The organism is Streptomyces sp. (assembly GCF_031181555.1).
GTDB classification, from domain to species: domain Bacteria; phylum Actinomycetota; class Actinomycetes; order Streptomycetales; family Streptomycetaceae; genus Streptomyces; species Streptomyces fimbriatus.
This window is the reverse complement of sequence record NZ_JAPSKQ010000036.1, coordinates 1-19817: the sequence shown is the minus strand read 5'-3', so window position 1 is coordinate 19817 and position 19817 is coordinate 1. Positions and strand designations below refer to the sequence as shown.

Annotated in this window: 16 protein-coding genes; 4 read left to right on the top strand and 12 right to left on the bottom strand. The window is 72.0% G+C overall.

Annotated features, from left to right (window positions below; all coding sequences use genetic code 11):
• Positions 1-118 precede the first annotated feature (118 nt).
• From RIM90_RS10705 to RIM90_RS10685, 5 genes are all read right to left on the bottom strand, one after another.
• A complete protein-coding gene (locus RIM90_RS10705) occupies positions 119-2221 on the bottom strand; it encodes an ABC transporter ATP-binding protein (protein WP_309060385.1) in 2103 nt (700 codons plus the stop codon).
• A 124-nt stretch (positions 2222-2345) separates the two neighbouring features.
• Complete coding sequence (locus RIM90_RS10700; protein ID WP_309060384.1) at positions 2346-3104, bottom strand: NUDIX hydrolase; 759 nt, start codon at positions 3102-3104, stop codon at positions 2346-2348.
• 253 nt (positions 3105-3357) lie between these two features.
• A complete protein-coding gene (locus RIM90_RS10695; protein ID WP_309060383.1) occupies positions 3358-5094 on the bottom strand; it encodes a DUF4192 domain-containing protein in 1737 nt (578 codons plus the stop codon).
• A 66-nt stretch (positions 5095-5160) separates the two neighbouring features.
• Positions 5161-5484 (bottom strand): hypothetical protein, encoded by a 324-nt coding sequence (locus tag RIM90_RS10690; protein WP_309060382.1) that lies wholly within the window; start codon positions 5482-5484, stop codon positions 5161-5163.
• 128 nt (positions 5485-5612) lie between these two features.
• Positions 5613-7772, bottom strand: a complete 2160-nt coding sequence (locus RIM90_RS10685) for a DEAD/DEAH box helicase (RefSeq protein WP_309060381.1) — start codon at positions 7770-7772, stop codon at positions 5613-5615.
• Positions 7773-8128: 356 nt separating this feature from the next.
• Between RIM90_RS10685 and RIM90_RS10680 the strand changes: the two genes are divergently transcribed.
• Positions 8129-8743 (top strand): hypothetical protein, encoded by a 615-nt coding sequence (locus RIM90_RS10680; RefSeq protein ID WP_309060380.1) that lies wholly within the window; start codon positions 8129-8131, stop codon positions 8741-8743.
• 232 nt (positions 8744-8975) lie between these two features.
• Here RIM90_RS10680 and RIM90_RS10675 read toward each other — a convergent pair whose 3' ends face one another.
• The 3 genes from RIM90_RS10675 to RIM90_RS10665 form a co-directional block, all read right to left on the bottom strand.
• Entirely contained in the window at positions 8976-9605 is a 630-nt protein-coding gene (locus RIM90_RS10675; RefSeq protein ID WP_309060379.1) for a hypothetical protein, read from the bottom strand.
• Between the two features lie 68 nt (positions 9606-9673).
• Complete coding sequence (locus RIM90_RS10670; RefSeq protein ID WP_309060378.1) at positions 9674-10375, bottom strand: ribonuclease HII; 702 nt, start codon at positions 10373-10375, stop codon at positions 9674-9676.
• 81 nt (positions 10376-10456) lie between these two features.
• The gene (locus RIM90_RS10665; RefSeq protein WP_309060377.1) at positions 10457-11080 is read right to left on the bottom strand and encodes a TetR/AcrR family transcriptional regulator; all 624 of its coding nucleotides are present in this window, start codon (positions 11078-11080) and stop codon (positions 10457-10459) included.
• A 184-nt stretch (positions 11081-11264) separates the two neighbouring features.
• Here RIM90_RS10665 and RIM90_RS10660 point away from each other — a divergent pair, with 184 nt between their 5' ends.
• A complete protein-coding gene (locus RIM90_RS10660; protein ID WP_309060376.1) occupies positions 11265-12812 on the top strand; it encodes an MFS transporter in 1548 nt (515 codons plus the stop codon).
• Positions 12813-13248: 436 nt separating this feature from the next.
• Here the strand turns inward: RIM90_RS10660 and RIM90_RS10655 are convergent, their stop codons facing one another.
• From RIM90_RS10655 to RIM90_RS10645, 3 genes are all read right to left on the bottom strand, one after another.
• Positions 13249-14157 carry an ADP-ribosylglycohydrolase family protein gene (locus RIM90_RS10655; RefSeq protein ID WP_309060375.1) on the bottom strand — a complete coding sequence of 303 codons (909 nt, stop codon included), beginning with the start codon at positions 14155-14157 and terminating at the stop codon, positions 13249-13251.
• Positions 14158-14169: 12 nt separating this feature from the next.
• Positions 14170-14829, bottom strand: a complete 660-nt coding sequence (locus RIM90_RS10650; protein WP_309060374.1) for a histidine phosphatase family protein — start codon at positions 14827-14829, stop codon at positions 14170-14172.
• A 118-nt stretch (positions 14830-14947) separates the two neighbouring features.
• Positions 14948-15553: a YdbC family protein gene (locus tag RIM90_RS10645; RefSeq protein WP_309060373.1), complete on the bottom strand. Its 606-nt coding sequence runs from the start codon at positions 15551-15553 to the stop codon at positions 14948-14950.
• Positions 15554-15709: 156 nt separating this feature from the next.
• Between RIM90_RS10645 and RIM90_RS10640 the strand changes: the two genes are divergently transcribed.
• Entirely contained in the window at positions 15710-16243 is a 534-nt protein-coding gene (locus RIM90_RS10640) for a TerD family protein (protein ID WP_309060372.1), read from the top strand.
• A gap of 417 nt (positions 16244-16660) precedes the next feature.
• Positions 16661-17881 carry a hypothetical protein gene (locus RIM90_RS10635; protein WP_309060371.1) on the top strand — a complete coding sequence of 407 codons (1221 nt, stop codon included), beginning with the start codon at positions 16661-16663 and terminating at the stop codon, positions 17879-17881.
• A 105-nt stretch (positions 17882-17986) separates the two neighbouring features.
• On the opposite strand, the gene RIM90_RS10630 is transcribed toward RIM90_RS10635, so the two are convergent.
• Positions 17987-19817 (bottom strand): vitamin B12-dependent ribonucleotide reductase (locus RIM90_RS10630; protein ID WP_309060370.1); only part of this gene is annotated, 1831 nt, incomplete at its 5' end.

Here is a 19817-nt window from a genome sequence, read left to right as displayed (position 1 = left end):
GAAAAGCACACGAAAGGGTGATCGCTCACCCCGTCGCAATTGACGCCTTATCGGAAAGAAACGGGCCATTTCCGGTGAGTTGCGACCACGACCGCGCCGATCCAAGCACGGACGGTCGTCATCGAACCCTGCTCCGCAGGGTGGTGAGCAGATAGGCGCAGAGCAGCACCGCCAACGACAACACCAGAGCGCCGCCGACGGGTTGGGCGACCACCCGCAGCACCGCCTCCAGATGGCGCTCTCCCCCGAAGGGCCACCGGAGCGGCAACCCCTCCCGCACCCGCGCCGGGAACCCGGTCGCAGCGGGTGCCGACGGCCCTTCCGCCGCCTTGCGCACGAGGGGTACGACGAGGAGGGGCACGGCGACGACCGTGGCGAGCCCGGCGGTGGTGGACCGGAAGACACCTGCGGCCAGTACACCGGCGCAGGCGCACCCGATCACGAGTCCGAGCCAGCCGGCACCGAGCGAGAACCAGTCGGCGGGAACCTCCACGACCTCCGGTCCGTAGACGAGATAAAGCAGTTCGGCATCGCACCCGACGGTCAGGACGGCCAGCACCAGCGCGGTGGCCGAGGCGACGAGGAGTTTGGCGGCCAGCAGCCCCAGCCGCCGGGGCACGGTGCCGCGGTCCGCCGCCAGGGCGGGGTGGCGGAACTCGTCGCCGAAGGCCAGCGCGCCGAGCAGCCCCGCCCCGAGCGCCGCGGGCGGCAGCGGCAACTCCCGCGGCCATGCGGCCAGCAGGCGTGGCTGCGGAGTGTGCCCGATACGCGCCAGCAGGACGGCGGTGAGCGCGGACACGACGAGTACACCGGTCCCGATGAGGAACCCCGTACCGACGCCCGTGGCGCGGCGGATCTCATAGCGAAGGGGACGGAGAGGGCTGGGAGCGGGCCGGACGGAGAGGGGAGGCGGGAGCTCCGCCCGGGCGTCGGAGGTGCGGTCGGGCCGACCCGTGGGGACTGTGGCGGGGCGGTGGGCTTCCCTGGCGGCAGCAGCCTTTGACGCCTGCCGGTCGGAGGGTGCGGAGGCGGGCGAGTCGTTGTCGGCCGGAGCGCCGGTGTGGTGCCGTGACGCGGCGGAGGGGTCTGATCGCCGGCCGCCCGTCGCCTGCTCCGCCGCTTCCACCGCGGAGGACGATGGTGCGCCGGCGACGGGGAGCTCAGGTGCGTCCGCGACGGGGAGCTCAGGTGCGTCCGCGGCTGGGGCCGCATCTGCGCCGGTGATCGGAGCCGCTGGTGCGCCGGTGGCCGGAGCCACCGGTTCGTCTGTGGTCCGTCGCGGGGGGTCGGTTCGGGCCCGCGCGTCCTCACCGGCGGCCCGGGGCAGGTCGGCGACGCCCGCGCCAGGCCCCATGTCTCCGACCTCGTCGGCGAGTTGGTGCACGACGATGCCGTGCCGGAACGCGGTCTCACCGACCTCCGCGCAGGTACTGCCGTAGACATGGAGGCGGTTGCCGCCTTCCGGCACGATCTCCACGGAGCGCCGTGCGGTGCGCGCCTCCTTCGCGAGCAGCGCCGAAAGGCGAGTGGCGTGCGGGCTGCGGACGGCGACGCGGGGGCGCAGCCGGGTGCGCGAGAAGTCCCCGGCCTCCTGGTCGGCAACGAGCCTTCCCCGCTCCAGCGTGACCACGCGGTCCGCGATCCGCGCGGCCTCCTTGGGATCGGCCGTCGTGCACAGGACGGTGCCCCCCTGGGCCGCGTACGCCCGGAGCATGCCGTAAAGCCACCGGTTCTCGCGGACGGAGAGTCCGTGCGCGGGCTCGTCGAGCACCAGCGTGTGCGGGTCCGCCAGCAGCGCGCAGGCCAGTCCGAGCCGGCGGTCCGTGCCGCGCGACAGGGTGCCGAGGCGTTCGTCGCGCAGGCTCACCAGCCCCACCGCTTCGAGGACTTCGTCGGCACGTCGGGCCGGGACGCCCGCGGCGGCGCACAGCATGCGGAGGTGTCCGCGGACCGTGCGGGCGGGATGACCCGGCACGTCGCCCAGCAGCACGCCGACTTCACGTGCGGGATGGGCGATGCGGTGCAGCGGGCGCCCCCTGAAGTGAGTGATTCCACGGCCCGGTTGGAGTTCGAGCATGAGTCTGAGCACTGTCGTCTTGCCGGCCCCCGGTGCTCCGAGCAGCGCGGTGACGCGACCCGCATGAGCCTCGAAGGAGACGTCGTCGACGGCGGGCGGAAGCTCTTTGCGAGGGCTGCTGGTCAGTCCGATGGCCTGGATCACCCGAAGCAAGATAGCGTGCCATATCGGGTTTTTCGGGCACCGCAGGGCCCGCTGTCGACGGGGAGAACGGCCCTGTCAAACCCGTGTTCGCCGTTCATTTCCCCGCGCGGCCGCGCTCCGTGCGTCAGACCTCGGGGCGCAGCATCGGGGGGTTGAGCAGGGTGGCTCCGCCGGCTCGGAAGAGCTGGGCGGGACGACCGCCCTGGCGGGTGGTCGTGCCACCGGTGGGGACCAGGAAGCCCGGTGTGCCGGTCACCTTGCGGTGGAAATTGCGCGGGTCGAGGGCCACGCCCCACACCGCCTCGTAGACACGGCGCAGCTCGCCGACGGTGAACTCGGGCGGGCAGAAGGCCGTCGCGAGCGACGAGTACTCGATCTTGGACCGGGCACGCTCCACTCCGTCCGCCAGGATCTGGGCGTGATCGAAGGCGAGCGGCGCGACCGGCTCGCCGTCCCGGCCGTAACCGCCCTGCTGCAGCAGTTCCTCGACCGGCGCCCAGCGTGCGTTGCTGGCGTCCCCGCCCGCCCGGGGTGCGGGCAGATCGGGGGCGAGGGCCAGGTGTGCGACGCTGACGACACGCATCCTCGGATCGCGTCCGGGATCGCCGTACGTGGCGAGCTGTTCCAGGTGAGCGCCGTTGTCCTGGGCGGGGACGGCCGGATCGTGCACACGCAGCCCCGTCTCCTCGGCCAGTTCCCGCGCCGCCGCCTGTGCCAGGTCCTCGTCGGCCCGTACGAAACCGCCGGGAAGGGCCCAGCGCCCCTGAAAGGGGGGTTCTCCCCTGCGCACCGCCAGCGCACACAGAGCATGGCGGCGCACGGTCAGCACGACCAGGTCCACGGTGACGGCAAAGGGCGGAAAGGCTGACGGATCGTAGGGCATGCGGCGATCATAGTCGTCTGCCTGACGATAAACACTCCCTTCACCGTCCGCATCGACGGCTGATGTGCTTCGGTCCGGCACGGTCCTCGGCGTGCGCTGCGGGCCGCCCGGCGGTACCGCGCCCACCTGGTCACACTGCCGGCCGCGGCTCGTCTGGCCACACCGCCGGCCGCGGCTCATCGGCATTTTCTTCGTCCGTGGCAAGACCGAGCCGGCTGCTTTCCGGCGCCCCTCCTGGGCCCGCCCCTTTCGATCACCGGTTCTCCCGGCCCCTTCCTCCGTCCCCTTCGCCGCCCCGCCCGTCGGACCGTGCGCCTCCCGGTGAAGCAGCGCGACGGCGTGCGGCGTCCGGCTCCGCCGTGCCCGGACGCGCGCCGCCCGGACGCGTACGGTCCCCGGCTCCGGGGCGCGTGCTCCCCGCCGACGCGCGCGGACGCGGAACCCGTGTGCTCCGGCGGGTCCTCTCCGTCCGTCCCCGGAGAGGGGGACAGTCGCCGGAGCCGGGGACACGCGTGCGGCGTCGACGGCGTGAGGAGGTCATCCCCGGACCGGAAGCCGCACGTTCGGGCGCGGCGGGCTCGGACGCGGCGGGTGGGGAACCCGCGGGCTCCGGAGCCCTGGATTCGCACCCGCTGTCCTCCGTGGCGCCCGTGGCGCCCGTGGCCGGTCCGTCGGATGCCGCCTGCCCACGTTCCTCGCGTCCCGCGCGCAGGCAGCGGCGGATCGACTCCGGGTCGAGGCCCTCGTTGCACGCCTGGTGCAGGAGACGGGCGAAGAGGTAGTCGGGGTCGGCGCCCAGGGCCATGGCCAGTGCCTCCCGGGCCTCCAGCTCGTCGCCGGTGGACCAGGCGACCCAGCCGGCGAGGGTGAGGGGGGCGGCCGCGTGTTCGCCGTACGCTCCCACACAGCGGCGCGCCAGGGCCCGCCACAGACGGAGGGCGGCGCCTGCTGCGTCACCCTCCATCCACTCGGCCGCACGGTCGCGCGTCGTGCGGTCCTGCAGGCCGAGGATCAGGGCCGCGGCCTCGTCGTGTCCGAGCAGGGCGTCGTCCCGCCGGTCCGCCTGGAGCACGCCGGTGACAGGCGGGACGCCGGCGAGACGGCCCATGACCCGCTCGGCGAGCGTCAACGTCTCCTCGGCGACCTCCTGCCGCCCCGCCGCGTCGAGGATCCTGGGGACCAGCGCCAGGCCGGCGGCGTCCAGGGCGGCCTCCTGTTCGAGGGCGGCAGAGTTCTCCCACGGCAGGAGCCTGGCGCGCAGCTCGCGCAGAGTGCCGCGGACCTGGATCCCCGCGTAGGCGGCAGCGGCGGCCAGGACCGAGGTGCCGGGCAGGCCCATCGGCGTCCCCTCGGCCGGACAGCAGCCCTCGTTGTCGCAGCAGTAGGACCAGAAGCGGCCGCCCGAGAGGCACAGGGCCTCCACCACCGGGACATCGAGGGCGCCGCACTCCAGGCGCAGCGCGTGGGCGAGTGGTCCGAGCCGCTCCTTGACCTGCCGACCGGATTCGCCCTCGGCCGGCTCGTGGCAGAGGAAGACGACCATCTGCTCGGGCCGGGCGCCTCGGCGCTCGCCGCCCGTCACCAGGCCGTGGGCCAGCTGCCGGGCGGCGGAGGGCCAGTCGTCCGGTTTCGCGGGGATACCGAGCCGGGCGCGGCCGCCGAACCGGCCCCGTCCGTCCTTGTCGTGCAGTGCGACCAGCACGATGCTGTCCTCGGGGCGGTACCCGAGCAAGTAGGGCAGCGCGTCGGCGAGTTCGGCCGGGGTGCGCAGGGTGACCTGCTGCGCGTCGCCGTGGTTGTCGTACGCGGTGCAGGTGATGTCCGCGGCGCGCGGTACGCGGCCTTCCTCGTCGCCGCGCCCACGGGGACCGGTGGGCTCGGTGCGGCCCGCGGGTTCGTAGCACTCCGGAAGGTCGGTGCGCTTGCTCCCGTCACGCCCGGAGATGTCACCGTTTTCGGAGGATCCAGCCGTTTCGCTGTGGTTCGTCATGCGAAGACGATCTCGCAGAATCCAAGACTCCGCTTCACCCTGTGGATAAGTCCGATCAGGGACACATCACGTGTCAGCGGTGGTGGACGGCCGGCGGGCGGCCGTTGACTTCGTGCACCTGGACCGGGGTGTCGAAGATCCGGGTGAGGAGGTCGGGTCCATCAGCTCGGCCGGGGAGCCGTTGGCGACGATCGCGCCGTCCCGCAGCGCGTTGGCACGGCCGGAGTATCCGGCCGCGATGTCGATGTCGTGCACCACCGGGACCACGGTCTTGTTCAACCCGTCGGCGGCGGAGCGAAGTTGCTCCGCCATCCGGACCGCGTGCCTGATGTCGAGGTTGTTCAGCGACTCGTCGAGCAGCGCGTAGCGGGTGTCCTGGGCCGGCACCATGGCGACATGGGTGCGCCGCCGCCGGCCGCCGGGGAGCCGGTCGAGGTGGCGGCCGGCCAGGTCGCCCGGATCGAGGAAGTCCAGGTCCCGGGCGGTGAAGTGGTTGTCCCGGCACAGGGGGAAGGCGGTCAGCCCGCCGTGGCCAGCACCAGCGGCAGAACCTGGTCGGCCCCCGCCTGCCTCAGCAGGCGGGCGGCGACCGCGAGGGTCCAGCCGGAGTCCGTGCAGTCGTCCACGAGCAGGACGGGCCCGGAGGCGCCGGCCAGCGCTCCGGCCAGTTCCCCGGGGACGGTGAAGGCTCCGGACAACGCCCGGAGGCGCTGGGCGGAGTTGCTCCGCCGCGCCGCGTGCGCGCCGCTCGGCCCCGTGTACGCCAGGGTGCCCAGGAAGGGCAGGCGCCCGATGTCCGCCACTCCCCGAGCCAGGGACGCGACCAGGAGGGGGCGGGTCAGGGACGGCACGGCGACGACGCCCACCGGCCGGGCGAGGGCGTCCGGGTCGTTCGTCGCCCAGCCCCCCGGAGAGCGCGCCCAGTCGGCGAGGACCGTCACCGCGGCCCGCAGGACATCGTCGGGGACCGGTCCGTCCGGCGCGCCCTCGGCCAGCAGCGGGCGCAGCCGGTTGCCCCAGCCGATGTCCGAGAGCCGTCCCAGGGCGCGCCCGGTGGAGCACTGCTCCCTGGCCGGGATACGGCCCTTGAGGTCGATGCCCAGTGCGGGCATCCCCGTCGGCCACATCCGGCGCGGCTCGACCGCCACCCCCGGGCGGTCCAGCTCCTTCACCGCTCCCGTCAGCGCCTCCGCCGAAACCGAGGGGTCGGCCCAGGCGCCCGCGCAGTTGTCGCAACGGCCGCACGGGGCCGCTCCCTCGTCGTCCAGCTGCCGGCGCAGGAACTCCATCCGGCACCGGGTCGTGCTCACGTAATCGCGCATGGCCTGCTGCTCGGCGGCGCGCTGCCGCGCCACCCTGGCGTAGCGCTCGGCGTCGTACACCCAGTCGGCTCCCGTGGCCGTCCAGCCGCCCTTCACCCGCTTGACCGCGCCGTCGACATCGAGCACCTTCAGCATCGTCTCCAGACGGGTGCGCCGAAGGTCCACCGCCGCCTCCAGTGCCGGTACGGACAGGGGCCGTCCCGCATCGGCGAGGGCCGAGAGGGTCTGGCGGACCTGCGCCTCGGGCGGGAAGGCGGTGTCCGCGAAGTAGCGCCAGATGGCCTCGTCCTCCTTGCCCGGCAGCAGCAGCACATCGGCGTGGGCCACACCGCGGCCCGCACGCCCCACCTGCTGGTAGTAGGCGATCGGCGAGGACGGCGAGCCCAGATGGACCACGAAGCCCAGATCCGGCTTGTCGAAGCCCATGCCCAGCGCCGATGTCGCCACCAGCGCCTTGACCCGGTTCTCCAGCAGGTCGACCTCGGCCTGCAGCCGGTCGGCGTTCTCCGTACGACCCGTGTAGGAGGCCACCCGGAAACCGCGCTGCCTCAGGAAGGCGGTGGCCTCCTCGGCCGCGGCCACCGTCAGGGCGTAGATGATCCCGGACCCCGGCAGCTCGTCCAGGTGCTCGGCGAGCCAGGCCAGGCGGTGCGCGGCGTCCGGCAACCGGACGACTCCGAGCCGGAGGCTCTCCCTCTCGAGCGGGCCCCGCAGCACCAGGGCCTCGCCCGCGCCGGTACCCAACTGCTCGGCCACGTCCGCGGTGACCCGCGCGTTGGCGGTCGCCGTCGTCGCGAGCACCGGCACGCCGGGGGCGAGTTCGGCGAGCATCGCCCGCAGCCGACGGTAGTCGGGCCGGAAGTCGTGCCCCCAGTCGGAGATGCAGTGCGCCTCGTCGACCACCAGCAGGCCGGTCGTGGCCGCGAGCTTGGGCAGCATCTGCTCGCGGAAATCCACGGAGTTGAGGCGTTCCGGACTGATGAGGAGAACGTCGGTCCCGCCGCGCTCGACCTCCTCGTGGATGGCGTCCCACTCCTCCGGGTTGGCCGAGTTGATGGTGCGCGCCCGGATGCCGGCCCGCGCCGCCGCCTCGACCTGGTTGCGCATCAGCGCCAGCAGGGGCGAGACGATCACCGTCGGGCCGGAGCCGCGCCGGCGCAGCAGGGCGGTGGCCACGAAGTACACCGCCGACTTGCCCCAGCCGGTGCGCTGCACCACCAGTGCCCGCCGGCGCTCCCGCACCAGGGCCGCCACCGCCTGCCACTGGTCCTCCCGCAACCGCGCCGAGCCCTCCGGGGCTCCGACGAGCTCGGCGAGGATGGCATCGGCTTCGGTGCGGAGCTCCAGGTCGTCCATGCCCCCATGCAACCCGACGGCACTGACAATCGGCCACCTCACCCCGTGTGACGATCCGCTCACGAACGCTCCTCGAGAGCGCACCCCTCTGGAAAACCGCCCTCCCATGACGTACGAACGTGTCGTGGTCGAACGCCGCATGCGCGCCCCGGAGGGGCAGCGTGTGGGGATATAAGCCGTACTTCACCCGATAACGGTCGGCTGCTCCGATTGCTCGTTGCCGCATCCAAGTTCGACAGGAAGAATTGAAGTCCGCACCCGCACGGCTCGTCCGCCGATCAGGTAGGGCTCTGTTGCGTGCGCGCTCCCCCGAATCCGACCCCGCCCGCAGTGTGGGCGTAGCCGAAGGGAGGACCGTGACCTTCGGATTCGCTCCGTCCTCGGCGGCATCGCTGTCGACGTCCGCCGCTTCCGCCACCCGTGTGCTCGAACCTGCGGAGTGGGCCGCCGCGGGAATTCCGCTGCTGCGCAACCCTCGCGAGGTCGTCAGCGGACTGCATGTCCGGCACCGCCCCGGGCCGGCGACCGCGGTGGTCGCCGTGCTCGACCCGGACGAGCGGCTGCGGGCGAGCGCCTCGTTCACCCGCCGCCCCGCCCCCGCGGACGGCTGGATGTTCCGCAACGTGCTGCTGGCCCAGTTGCGCCGGGTCATCCCGCACGACCTCCGGCGCCGCACCCCGGTACGCACCGCCGTGCTGCTCTACTGCCGCGACGGTGACGCGCGTTGGACCGAGGAGGACGGCGCGTGGATGTGGGGGCTGCGAGACGCCTGCACACTGCACGGGCTGCGTTGCGGGGCGTACATCACGCTGACCCGTGACGGCTGGCAGGTGCTCGGTGAAGGCCGCGGCGGGCGCCACCCCAGCGCCGGCTCGGCACCGGAGCCGTTCGCCACGTCCGAGGCGCCGCCCCGAATACCGCGCACCGGCGGCGCCCCCTCGGAGGTCCTGCGCCGCGCGGCGGCACGCTGACGCCGCGCACGGACCGCCCGGCCTCTCCGGCCCGCTCCCCGGGACGGGGCGAGTGGCGGAACGGCACAGCACGCCCGCACGACGCCGGGCTCGGCCCGGCACGGAACAGCACGGCTGTGCGCCCACCGGCCCAGCCGGTCCTGCGGATACGCCGAGCCCCCGGGCGTGCGGACGCCGCGACCGGGGCGCTCGCGTCACCCCTCGGCGTCCGTCCCGACGCCGTGGTGCCGGTTCAGACGCCCGCGCCCAGGACCGAGTTGATCCGCTGCGGATCGCCGCAGACGATCAGCAGGGCGCCGGCCTTGGCGTGGGCCACCGACAGGGCGGAGGCGGCCACGGACTCGGAGCCACCGTTGACGGCGACCACCACGACGGGCCGCGCACCGGCACGCCCCGCGACGCCGGCGTCCGTGTAGAAGACGTCGTCACCGGCATCGTGCTGGGCCCAGTAGGAGGCCTCGCCGAAGGACAGTTCGTGGGTGGCCCACGGGTGCGGCTCGCCGGTGGTGATCACCAGCACGTCGCCGGGGGCACGGCCCGAGTCCAGCAGCAGGTCCACGGCCTCCTCGGCGGCGTCGAGCGCCCCTTGGACCGAGGCCGGGATCAGCTGGATCTGCGGGGTGCCCCCGGCGGGCGCGGCCGGACCCGAGGGGCCGGGCTTGGCCGGAGCGGCCGCGTCACGCGGCGTACGTTGCACCGGCGGAGCGGGCCGCGGCGGGCCGGGGCGGCCGGGACGCGACGGAGCCGCGGGGCGGGGACCGGGTACGGGGCGGGGGGTCGGCGCGGTACGGCCGCTGGCCGGAGTGGCGCGGGGACCCTGGGCACTCTCGTGAATCTGAGGCTCCTCGGGAATGAGAGGCATGAGCTGATTTTTATCAAACGTTGGTACGGCTCGCGCCGCCGGGTGGCGCATGAGTGCGAGCGGAACCGTCAGAAATCGAAGCCGAGCTGACCCTCGATTCCCGGAACACTTCCGTTCGCCCAGCTGCGGACCTTCTTGAGGTGCCGCCACTGGGGCAGCGCATCAAGATACGCCCACGACAACCGGTGGTGCGGGGTGGGTCCCCGGACCTCCAGGGCTGCCTTGTGCACGGGCGACGGATACCCGGCATTGTCCGCGAAACCGAAGTCTGCATGGTCGACGCCCAGTTCGGCCATCATTTTGTCGCGCTGGACCTTGGCGATCACCGAGGCCGCCGCGACCGCCACGCACGACTGGTCGCCCTTGATCACCGTACGGACCTTCCAGGGCGTGCCGAGGTAGTCGTGCTTGCCGTCGAGTATCACCGCGTCGGGCCGGACCGGCAGCGCTTCCAGCGCCCGCACCGCCGCCAGCCGCAGCGCGGCCGTCATCCCCAGGTCGTCGATCTCCCCCGGAGACGCGTGCCCGAGCGCGTACGACGTCACCCAACTCCGCAGCGTCTCGGCGAGCTCTGCGCGCCGCTTGACGGTGAGGAGCTTGGAGTCGGTGAGCCCCTCGGGGGGCCGGCGCAGTCCGGTGATCGCCGCGCAGACGGTGACGGGGCCGGCCCACGCGCCGCGCCCCACCTCGTCGACACCTGCAACGATCTTCGCCCCGGTCGTGGCGCGGAGAGAGCGCTCGACGGTGTGAGTAGGTGGTTCGTACGGCATGGCGCCCTTAGCGTACGCCGCCCGGAACGGCCCGCGACACCCCGGTTCCCCGAGCGGCGTCATCGTCTCGGCGGGATCCGGTCAGGAGCCGCTCGGCCGCAGCAGCGGAACCATCAACCGGTCGATCATTTCCTCCAGGTCGGCATCCGTCCATTCACTTCCGCACATCTTGGAGCGGTACATCATCATCGCGGGGATGACGTCGAAGACATATGCGTTCGCGGCGTCGGGACGCACCTCCCCCCGCTCGATTCCGCGCTCGATCACCTCGCGCAGCATCTGGATGGTCGGTTCCACGACCCCCTCGACGATCACCGCGTGGAAGCGCTCGGCCTGCACGGTGTCGCACTCGTGAATCACTGAACGCAAGGCGACTCCCGGCCGGGAGAACATCGCGTCGCGCGCCCGGCGGCACAGCGCCAGCAGGTCCTCGCGCACGCTCCCCAGGTCGGGTGCCGCGTCGAAACGCGGCAGGCCGGCCCGCAGGGCGTCCACGACCAGGTCCTCCTTGGACGGCCAGCGGCGGTAGACGGCGGCCTTTCCGGTCTGGGCGCCGGCGGCGACACCCTCCATCGTCAGGCCGCTCCAGCCGACCGTGCTGAGCTGCTCCAGGGCGGCATTGAGGATCGCGCGTTCCAGCACGGCACCGCGCCGACGGGAGGCGGCCGTCTGAGCGTGGGCGGCCGCCCAGCTCGAAGTAACCATCTGACTCTCTCCAACGAGCAGAGGAAGCGGGCATTCGGGGATGGGCACGGGCCGCGCGGCACCTACGGGGGACATGCCGAGCGACATCACATTTAGTGGACGCTTGCGTTCACTGTCGGGGGCTCCTACCGTTGACGCAACAGTGAACGCGAGCGTTCACTGACGCATTCGTGGGGGACCCATAGTGACAACCTCTCCGTTGATCCAGGACCAGAAGCCAGGTGCGGCCCGCCGGGAGGGACATCCCGGCATCGCGCTCACCGTCATCGCGGCCTGCCAACTCATGGTGGTACTCGACGCGACGATTGTGAACATCGCGCTGCCGCACATTCAAAACGCTCTCGAGTTCAGCACCACCGACCTCACCTGGGTGGTCAGCTCCTACACCCTGACCTTCGGCGGCCTGCTGCTCCTCGGCGGCCGGGCCGGTGACATCCTCGGCCGCCGCCGCGTCTTCATGACCGGCATCCTGCTGTTCACCCTCGCCTCGCTGCTCGGCGGATTCGCCCAGGAGCCGTGGCAGTTGCTGGCGGCGCGCGTTCTGCAGGGTGTGGGCGGCGCGATCGCGTCGCCCACCTCGCTGGCGCTCATCACCACCACGTTCCCGGAGGGTCCCGAGCGCAACCGGGCCTTCGGTGTCTTCGCCGCGGTCTCCGCGGGCGGCGGCGCCATCGGTCTGCTCGCGGGCGGCATGCTCACCGAGTGGCTCGACTGGCGGTGGGTGCTCTTCGTCAACGTGCCGATCGGTGTGCTGATCGCCGTACTCACCCCGATGTACATCAACGAGTCCGAGCGGCACACCGGCCGTTTCGACATCGCGGGCGCGGTGACCTCGACGGCCGGTATGGCATCCCTCGTCTACGGCTTCATCCGCGCGGCGGAGGAGGGCTGGCGGGACGGTGTGACCATCGGCTCGTTCGCGGCCTCCGTGGTGCTGCTGGTGGCCTTCGCGCTGATCGAGTCCCGGGCCAAGGAGCCGATCACCCCGCTGCGGATGTTCGCCGACCGCAACCGCTCGGGCACGTATGTGATCATGCTCAGCCTGGCCGCGGCGATGTTCGGCATGTTCTTCTACATCGTTCTCTTCGTGCAGAACGTGCTCGGATACAGCCCGATCGAGGCCGGTCTGGCCTTCCTGCCGGTGACCGTCGTGATCGCGCTCGGAGCAGGACTGTCGCAGCGGTTCCTGCCCGTCTTCGGGCCCAAGCCGTTCATGCTCATCGGCTCGGCACTCGCCGCGACCGGACTGGCCTGGCAGACGCTGATCAGTTCCGACAGCTCCTACGCCGGCGGCGTCCTCGGCCCGATGCTGATCTTCGGCTTCGGCATGGGCCTGAACTTCGTGACACTGACGCTCACCGCGGTCTCCGGTGTGGCCCAGCACGAGGCCGGCGCGGCGTCCGGGCTGCTCAACGCGACCCAGCAGGTGGGCGGGTCGGTGGGACTGGCCCTCCTGACGACGGTGTTCGGCACGGCCAGCAGGGACGAGGCGGAGAAGCAGGTCCCGAACTTCCTCGCCGAAGGGACGCCGGAGCAGAAGGCCGAGTTCGCGCAGACCCAGCAGCTGCCCGCCCCCTGGGGGCACGAGGTGCTCGCGCAGGGCATCTCGACGGCCTTCGTCCCGGCTGCCGCGATGGCCGCGCTCGCCCTGGCCACCGCGTGGCTGGTCATCCGGGTCCGCAAGAGCGACCTGGAGGCGCTCTCCGGCTCGGCCGGTCCGGGCATCGGCTGACAGGGGAACGCCACGGGTCCGGCCCGGCAGCTCACCGACGGAGGTCACGGGGATCGGTCGGAGAGCGCCGGGCCGCCCCCTGTCCGGCCGGCGCCGGCCGGACCCGCGCCGGCGCCCGGAGGGCCGGCACCACCGCCCGGGTGCCCCGGCCGGGACACCGGACCGCGCCACCGCAGCCCTCAGGGCGAGCAACACAGTGAGCAGTGCTTTCACGATTCCCCCGACGGCACTCTTCGACGACGCTCCTCGCACCCCGCCTGCATGTGCCGGACCTCATGGCTCACACGGCGGATGTCCCGACAACGCGCGGGCGGCCACGGAGAGTTCCCGGGACCGCACGGAGAGTTCTCGACGCCGGGGACTCGTGCCGGCCGTCCCGGAGCTCACCGGCACCGTTCGGGCGGCCTGCGACCGGGGTGAGCCGGTGGACAGGCCCTCAGACCGAGGTCGGCATCCAGTCCGGCAGCGGCTCGACCCGGTCGGCCCACTCGGCGGGCGGTGCCCCCGCCTTCCCGGCGGCGATCACCCCGCCCACGATGGCACAGGTCGTGTCGACGTCCCCGCCCGCCTGTGCCGTCGTCCAGAAGGCCCGCTCGTAGTCGCCCAGTGCCCGGGCGGCCGACCAGAGCGCGAACGGCACGGTGTCATGGGCCGTCGTGCGCCGTCCGCAGCCCAGCACGGCGGCGACGGTGGCCGCGTCACCGTAGTCGAGCATGTCCCGGGCCCGGCGCAGCCCGGCGCCGACCGCGCTCCTCGTGGGCACCAGTGCGATGACCCCGTCGAGGAGGGCCTCCGCGCCGGGCGGCCCGCCGGGGGCGGCGGCGAATGCGGCTGCCGCGGCGACGGCCATGGCACCGACCACGGCCTCGCGGTGCTGATGGGTGGGGTAGGCCGAGATCTCCGCCTGGTGAGTGGCCTGCTCCGGGTCGTCCGCGTACCAGGCGCCCAACGGGGCGATCCGCATCGCGGCGCCGTTGCCCCAGGAACCCTGTCCGTTGAAGAGCGCGGCGGCGAGCTCGCGCCAGTCGCCCCCTTCACGGACCAGTCGCAGCAGCCGGCCGACCGCGGGGCCGTAACCCCGGTCGAAGTCCTGGTGCTCGGCGAAGGACTGCGCGAGGGCGTCCTGGTCGATCCGGTGGTGGGTGGCCAGGACGGCCACGACGGAACAGGCCATCTCGGTGTCATCGGTCCACTGCCAGGGTCCGTGGGGCAGTTCGCGGCGCTTGAGCAGCGGGTAGTTCACCGGAACGAAGAACTGCGAGCCGAGCGCGTCCCCCACCGACAGTCCGCGCAGGCTGGCCAGGGCGCGCTCCAGGCGCCCGGCGGGAGAGGAATCAGCGGTCATCGCCCTGCCACTCTATCCGGTGATCCCGTACGGTTCCGGATCTCGCCAGCGCTCGAAGGGGCGGTCGAGGGTGTACTTGCCGTTCTCCCCCAGAACGAGCACCCGCATCTCGGCGTTCCCCGGGTTCGACAGCGACTCGAACTCCGCCACGGTCCAGTGGAACCACCGCATGCAGAACAGCCGCATGGCCAGACCGTGGGTGACGATGAGGACGTTCGGCGGATGATCGGGCGCCTCGAAGCTGCGGAACAGGCTCTCCAGGAAGCCGCCGACCCGGTCGTAGACGTCGGCTCCGGACTCGCCCTGGGCGAAGCGGTAGAAGAAGTGCCCGTAGGCGTCCCGGTAGGCCTTCTGCAGACGTACGTCGTCGCGGTCCTGCCAGTTGCCCCAGTCCTGCTCGCGCAGCCGCGGCTCCTCGCGCACGCGTATGAGCCCCGGGTCGAGGCCGAAGGCGCTCAGCGTCTGGTGCGTCCGGCGGTACGGGGAGACGTAGACGCTGACGCGTTCCCGGCCGAACAGTTCCCGCAACCGCCTGCCCGTGTCCTCCGCCTGCCGCCATCCCCGCTCGGTCAGGGCCAGGGCGTGGTCGGGTTCGCGCTCGTAGACGGAGTCGTCAATATTGCCCGTTGATTCGCCGTGCCGGACAAGGACGATGCGCCGTGGTCGTGCCATGCCAAAACCCTAGATCGGGTGACGCGTCGGCGAGCACTCGTACGGGCCCCTTACGGCACAGTTCACACATGTCCCGCGTCACGGGCCGCACGAGGGCGCGCCTCCGGGCGTCCGGGAATCAAACCGTCCAGGCAGGTTCCATGTCCACGACGTCCCCCGTGAGGGCCACGACGTCGGCCTCCGTCTGCGCCCGCAGGGCGAGGCGTTCCACTCTCTCGGTGCGGTACTTGCCGTGCTCGGCCGCGGACCGCCACATCGACAGCACCAGGAACTCGTTCCCGGGCGCCTCGCCGAACAGCCCGCGGACCATCCCGGGCGAGCCGGCCATCGCCGGGTTCCAGACCTTCTCCTGCATCAGCACGAAGTGTTCCGCCCGCTCCTCGCGGACCCGGCACAGCGCCGCTCTGAGCAGGTCGGCGTCCGTGAAGCGCGGTTCGAAGCCGGTCTTCACGTCGAAGCGGTGGTCGAAGAGCCTGACCTGAGCGTCCTTGAAGGTGCCCGACTGGGCCGAGGCGAGCCGGTCGTGGGAGCGCGCCATGAAGGAGTCGTAGAAGGCACGGCTCTCCCAGAAGGAGAAGATGTGCGCCACGTCCGGCCGCCCCCGGCTCCAGCCCCCGCCCTGTCCGCGAAACCCCGGCTCCCCCAGAAGCCCCGCCCACTTCCGCTGCCCCCGTTCGAACCCGCGGCGGTCCACCACGGTGCAGCGAATCCACTTGACCAGCACCGCGCCATCGTAAGGCCAGGAAGCGTGGCGTCGGTCACCCTCGGGTGGACTGCTTTCCCGCGCGTGCCACCGTGTGCGTGGCAGGATGGACAACCCGCCGGGACCGCCCGGTGGTTGGGGTGGGCGGCAGGACGGCCACGGGGAAGGGGAAAACTGGTGAACGGCCTCAACAAGGGCATCCGCAAGGTCGAGATCGCGCTGAGGTGGGACCCGAGTCCCTCGGGGGAGCCGTCGACCGACCTGGATCTCGTCGCCGCGCCCTATCCGGCGAGCGACCCGCACGGCGATCCCGCCTACGTGGTGCACTTCGACAGCCGCTCCCCCGACGGCACCATCACGCTCAACCGGGACAGCAAGGACGGCAGGGGCTTCGGCTTCGACGAGGTCATGACGCTGGAGCTGGACCGCCTCGACGGGCGGTACGCGCGCGTGGTGGTCGGCGTCGTCATACAGCAGCACCAGGCGCGGCGCACGTTCTCCGGTGTGGGCAACCCGGGTCTGCGCATCCGCGAGGGGTACACCGTCCTGGCCGAGGACGACTTCGGCGGTGTCCCGGGGGCCACGGCGGCGACGGTCGCGGAGTTCGTCCGGGACGGCTCCGGAGCCTGGGACTTCCACCCCGGTGTCCAGGGCTTCGAGGGCGACCCGGCGATCTTCGCCCGCGTGATGGGAGCGGCGCGCCGGCCCTGACCCGGCGGTTGGTGCCCGAGCCCGGCCCCTGCGTGCCGTACTCACCGGTGGCACGGCTCTTGCACGGTCCCGGCCCACCTGTGAAGATCACCGCATGAACAAGCGAAAGGACACCCGGGTCCCCGTCCGGTGAGCCGCCCGCAGTCGTGGGACCTGGGCGGGACCCTCAGTGGCCGGCCTTCCCTCTACAGCCGTGCCCTGGCGGCCGAGCGTCAGCACCCGGGGCAACCACGCCATCGGCTTCCTTACAAGCAGCCCCGGCCGAGCCGCCGCGCCAACCTCTCGAAGGACGCTGCCGCGCGGATAGCCGCCACCGCCACGCGGCTGATCCGTTCCGGTCCCGATCGCCGGGCGGCGTCCGTCCTGGACAGACAGCTCCGGCGCATCGTGTGGCGGGATCACGAGCGAACCCTCGGGGTGACCCTGCGCGAGCGGTCCCTTCCCTCCGACCGCGTGCGCCGGCTGGGCCGGTGGTTCGCGACACACGGTGAGCACCCCAACGCCGTCCGGTTCGGCATCCTGCTGCTGGGCATGGCCGGGACCGACGACGACAGCGACGTCCTGAAGACTCCGGGTGCCCTCTGGGCGTTCTCGTCCGAGGCCCGCGAGGCCTTGGCGCGCTCCCGGACCGACCCCTGCCGGGCCCTGTTCGAACTGGCCCGGCAGGCGGAGGGCTGGGCTCGCGTCGATGCCGTCCGTCGGCTCGAAGGGGCGTCCGATCCCGAGATCCGGGAGTGGTTGATCCGTGAGGCGTGCACGGGCGACGTGCTGGACGGCTATTTCGCCCTGACCGCCGCGAGAGTCGGTGATCTCGCCGGTGTCCTGGCCCGCGGGACATTGGACGAGGAGACCCTGGACGGCGCCGGGAGGATCCTCCGGGCGCTCACCGATGTCGACGGACCGGGGCCGGCGCTGACGTCGTACGACGGCGCGGCACGCGCGCTGAACGGTTACCTGCTCCACTCCACGGCCGGAGGCATCACGCTGCGGCGGCTCCGGAGCCTCTTGCCGATCGACCGGTTCCTGAACGAGACGCACGGGGGCGCGAGCTGCCGGGGGAACGACGAGTGGCGGCGCGTTCGGCACCGACTCGCGGAGCTGGTCGCCGATCCGGCGTCACGGGACGTCGTACTCGCCGGCCTCACCGCCGAGGAGCCGGGCACGCGTCGTCTTGCGGCATGGGCGGCAAGGTGGATGAACCTCCCGGCCCGCCCGGCCCTCCTGCGAGGGCTGGAGTCGGAGCCTCACGACAGCACCCTCTGGTTCCTGCTCGTCGACGACTGCCCGAGCGAGGACATCTCGGCGGTCGTCGAGGCGGCGGCACGCCTCCTGCCCCTCCGGGACCTGCGAACCGGTCCGACGACCGGGCTGGGTCTGGGGACGGAGTACGAGCTCGACGGGATCCTCGACATCATCGTGAGCCGGCTGGGCGGCCACCCGGGCCACGGCTGGGAACTGATAGAAACCGCCCTCAACAACCGAACGAGCAGGAATCGCCGCACGGCGCTCCGGGCGCTCAGGGGCTGGCCGACCGAGTTCGTTCCTCCTGCGGCCCGCCGGGTCCTCCTCGCCGCCGCGGCGAGGGAGCCCGTCCCCGAGCTCAAGGCGGAGATGGAGCAAGAGGCCCGACGGCTGTGAGACCGCCGCAGAGCACGCCGGGGGACAGATGCCGCGAGGCGGGGAAACCTCGTCGAGGTCTCCCCGCCTCACCACTCGGTCAGCGCCCCTTCGGCGCGCCCGGGATCAGCTGCAGCCGCTGGTCGAGCCGCAGCCCTCGCAGATGTAGCAGGAGCCGGCCCGCTGCATCTTCGTGCCGCAGGAGAAGCACAGCGGGGCGTCGGCCTGGATGCCCAGCTGCATCTCCACCAGCTCGGCGCTGGTGTGGGCCTGCTTCGGGGCGGGCTTGGCCACCTCGGTCCCGGCCTTCGGCGTGGCGACGGCCTTCAGTTCCTGGGCCCGCGGCGCCGACTGGGCCAGGCCCTCGACGTCGACCTCGTCGTCGTCGAGGGACTGCTCGTACGAACCGGTCTCCAGGTGGCGCTGGCGCTCCTCGGCGGAGTGGATGCCGAGCGCGGAGCGCGTCTCGAAGGGCAGGAAGTCCAGCGCCAGGCGGCGGAAGATGTAGTCGACGATCGACTGCGCCATCCGCACGTCCGGGTCGTCCGTCATGCCGGCCGGCTCGAAGCGCATGTTGGTGAACTTCGAGACGTACGTCTCCAGCGGCACGCCGTACTGGAGGCCGACCGAGACGGCGATGGAGAAGGCGTCCATCATGCCCGCGAGGGTCGAGCCCTGCTTGGACATCTTCAGGAAGACCTCACCGAGACCGTCGTCCGGGTAGGAGTTGGCGGTCATGTAACCCTCGGCGCCGCCGACCGTGAAGGAAGTGGTGATGCCGGGACGACCCTTCGGGAGACGCTTGCGGACCGGGCGGTACTCGACCACCTTCTCGACCGCGGTACGGATCGTCTCCTCGGCCTTCTCGGTGATCTCGGCCTTCTCCTTCTCCTTGGTCTTGGCGGAGAGCGGCTGGCCGACCTTGCAGTTGTCGCGGTAGATGGCGAGCGCCTTGACGCCCAGCTTCCAGGCCTCGAAGTAGATCTCCTCGACCTCCTCGACGGTCGCCGTCTCCGGCATGTTGACCGTCTTGGAGATGGCGCCGGAGATCCAGGGCTGGATCGCGGCCATCATGCGGACGTGGCCCATCGGGGAGATGGCACGTTCGCCCATGGCGCAGTCGAACACCTCGTAGTGCTCCTGCTTGAGACCGGGGGCGTCGATCACATTGCCGTGCTCGGCGATGTGGGCGACGATCGCCTCGATCTGCTCCTCCTGGTAGCCCAGGCGGCGCAGGGCCTGCGGGACGGTGCCGTTGACGATCTGCATCGAGCCGCCGCCGACCAGCTTCTTGAACTTGACCAGCGCGAGGTCGGGCTCGACGCCGGTGGTGTCGCAGGACATCGCCAGGCCGATCGTGCCGGTCGGGGCGAGCACGGACGCCTGGGAGTTGCGGAAGCCGTTCTTCTCGCCGAGGCGCAGCACGTCCTGCCAGGCCTCGGTGGCGGCGGCCCACACCGGGGTGTCCAGGTCGTCCATGCGCACGGCGGTGCCGTTGGCGTCGGCGTGCTGCTTCATGACGCGCTTGTGGGCGTCGGCGTTGCGGGCATAGCCGTCGTACGGGCCGACGACCGCGGCGAGCTCGGCGGAGCGGCGGTAGGCCGTACCCGTCATCAGGGAGGTGATGGCGCCGGCGAGGGCACGGCCGCCGTCGGAGTCGTAGGCGTGGCCGGTGGCCATCAGCAGGGCGCCGAGGTTGGCGTAGCCGATGCCGAGCTGGCGGAACGCGCGCGTGTTCTCGCCGATCTTCTGCGTCGGGAAGTCCGCGAAGCAGATCGAGATGTCCATCGCCGTGATGACCAGCTCGACGACCTTCTGGAAGCGCTCGGTCTCGAAGGACTGGTTGCCCTTGCCGTCGTCCTTGAGGAACTTCATCAGGTTCAGCGAGGCCAGGTTGCAGGACGTGTTGTCCAGGTGCATGTACTCGCTGCACGGGTTCGACGCGGTGATCCGGCCG

Bases quoted from the DNA above. Each gene is read 5' to 3' on its own strand.
- RIM90_RS10700 (WP_309060384.1), bottom strand. From the start codon at position 3,104: ATGCCCTACGATCCGTCAGCCTTTCCGCCCTTTGCCGTCACCGTGGAC.
- RIM90_RS10695 (WP_309060383.1), bottom strand. From the start codon at position 5,094: ATGACGAACCACAGCGAAACGGCTGGATCCTCCGAAAACGGTGACATC.
- RIM90_RS10690 (WP_309060382.1), bottom strand. From the start codon at position 5,484: ATGGTGCCGGCCCAGGACACCCGCTACGCGCTGCTCGACGAGTCGCTG.
- RIM90_RS10685 (WP_309060381.1), bottom strand. From the start codon at position 7,772: ATGGACGACCTGGAGCTCCGCACCGAAGCCGATGCCATCCTCGCCGAG.
- RIM90_RS10675 (WP_309060379.1), bottom strand. From the start codon at position 9,605: ATGCCTCTCATTCCCGAGGAGCCTCAGATTCACGAGAGTGCCCAGGGT.
- RIM90_RS10670 (WP_309060378.1), bottom strand. From the start codon at position 10,375: ATGCCGTACGAACCACCTACTCACACCGTCGAGCGCTCTCTCCGCGCC.
- RIM90_RS10665 (WP_309060377.1), bottom strand. From the start codon at position 11,080: ATGGTTACTTCGAGCTGGGCGGCCGCCCACGCTCAGACGGCCGCCTCC.
- RIM90_RS10655 (WP_309060375.1), bottom strand. From the start codon at position 14,157: ATGACCGCTGATTCCTCTCCCGCCGGGCGCCTGGAGCGCGCCCTGGCC.
- RIM90_RS10650 (WP_309060374.1), bottom strand. From the start codon at position 14,829: ATGGCACGACCACGGCGCATCGTCCTTGTCCGGCACGGCGAATCAACG.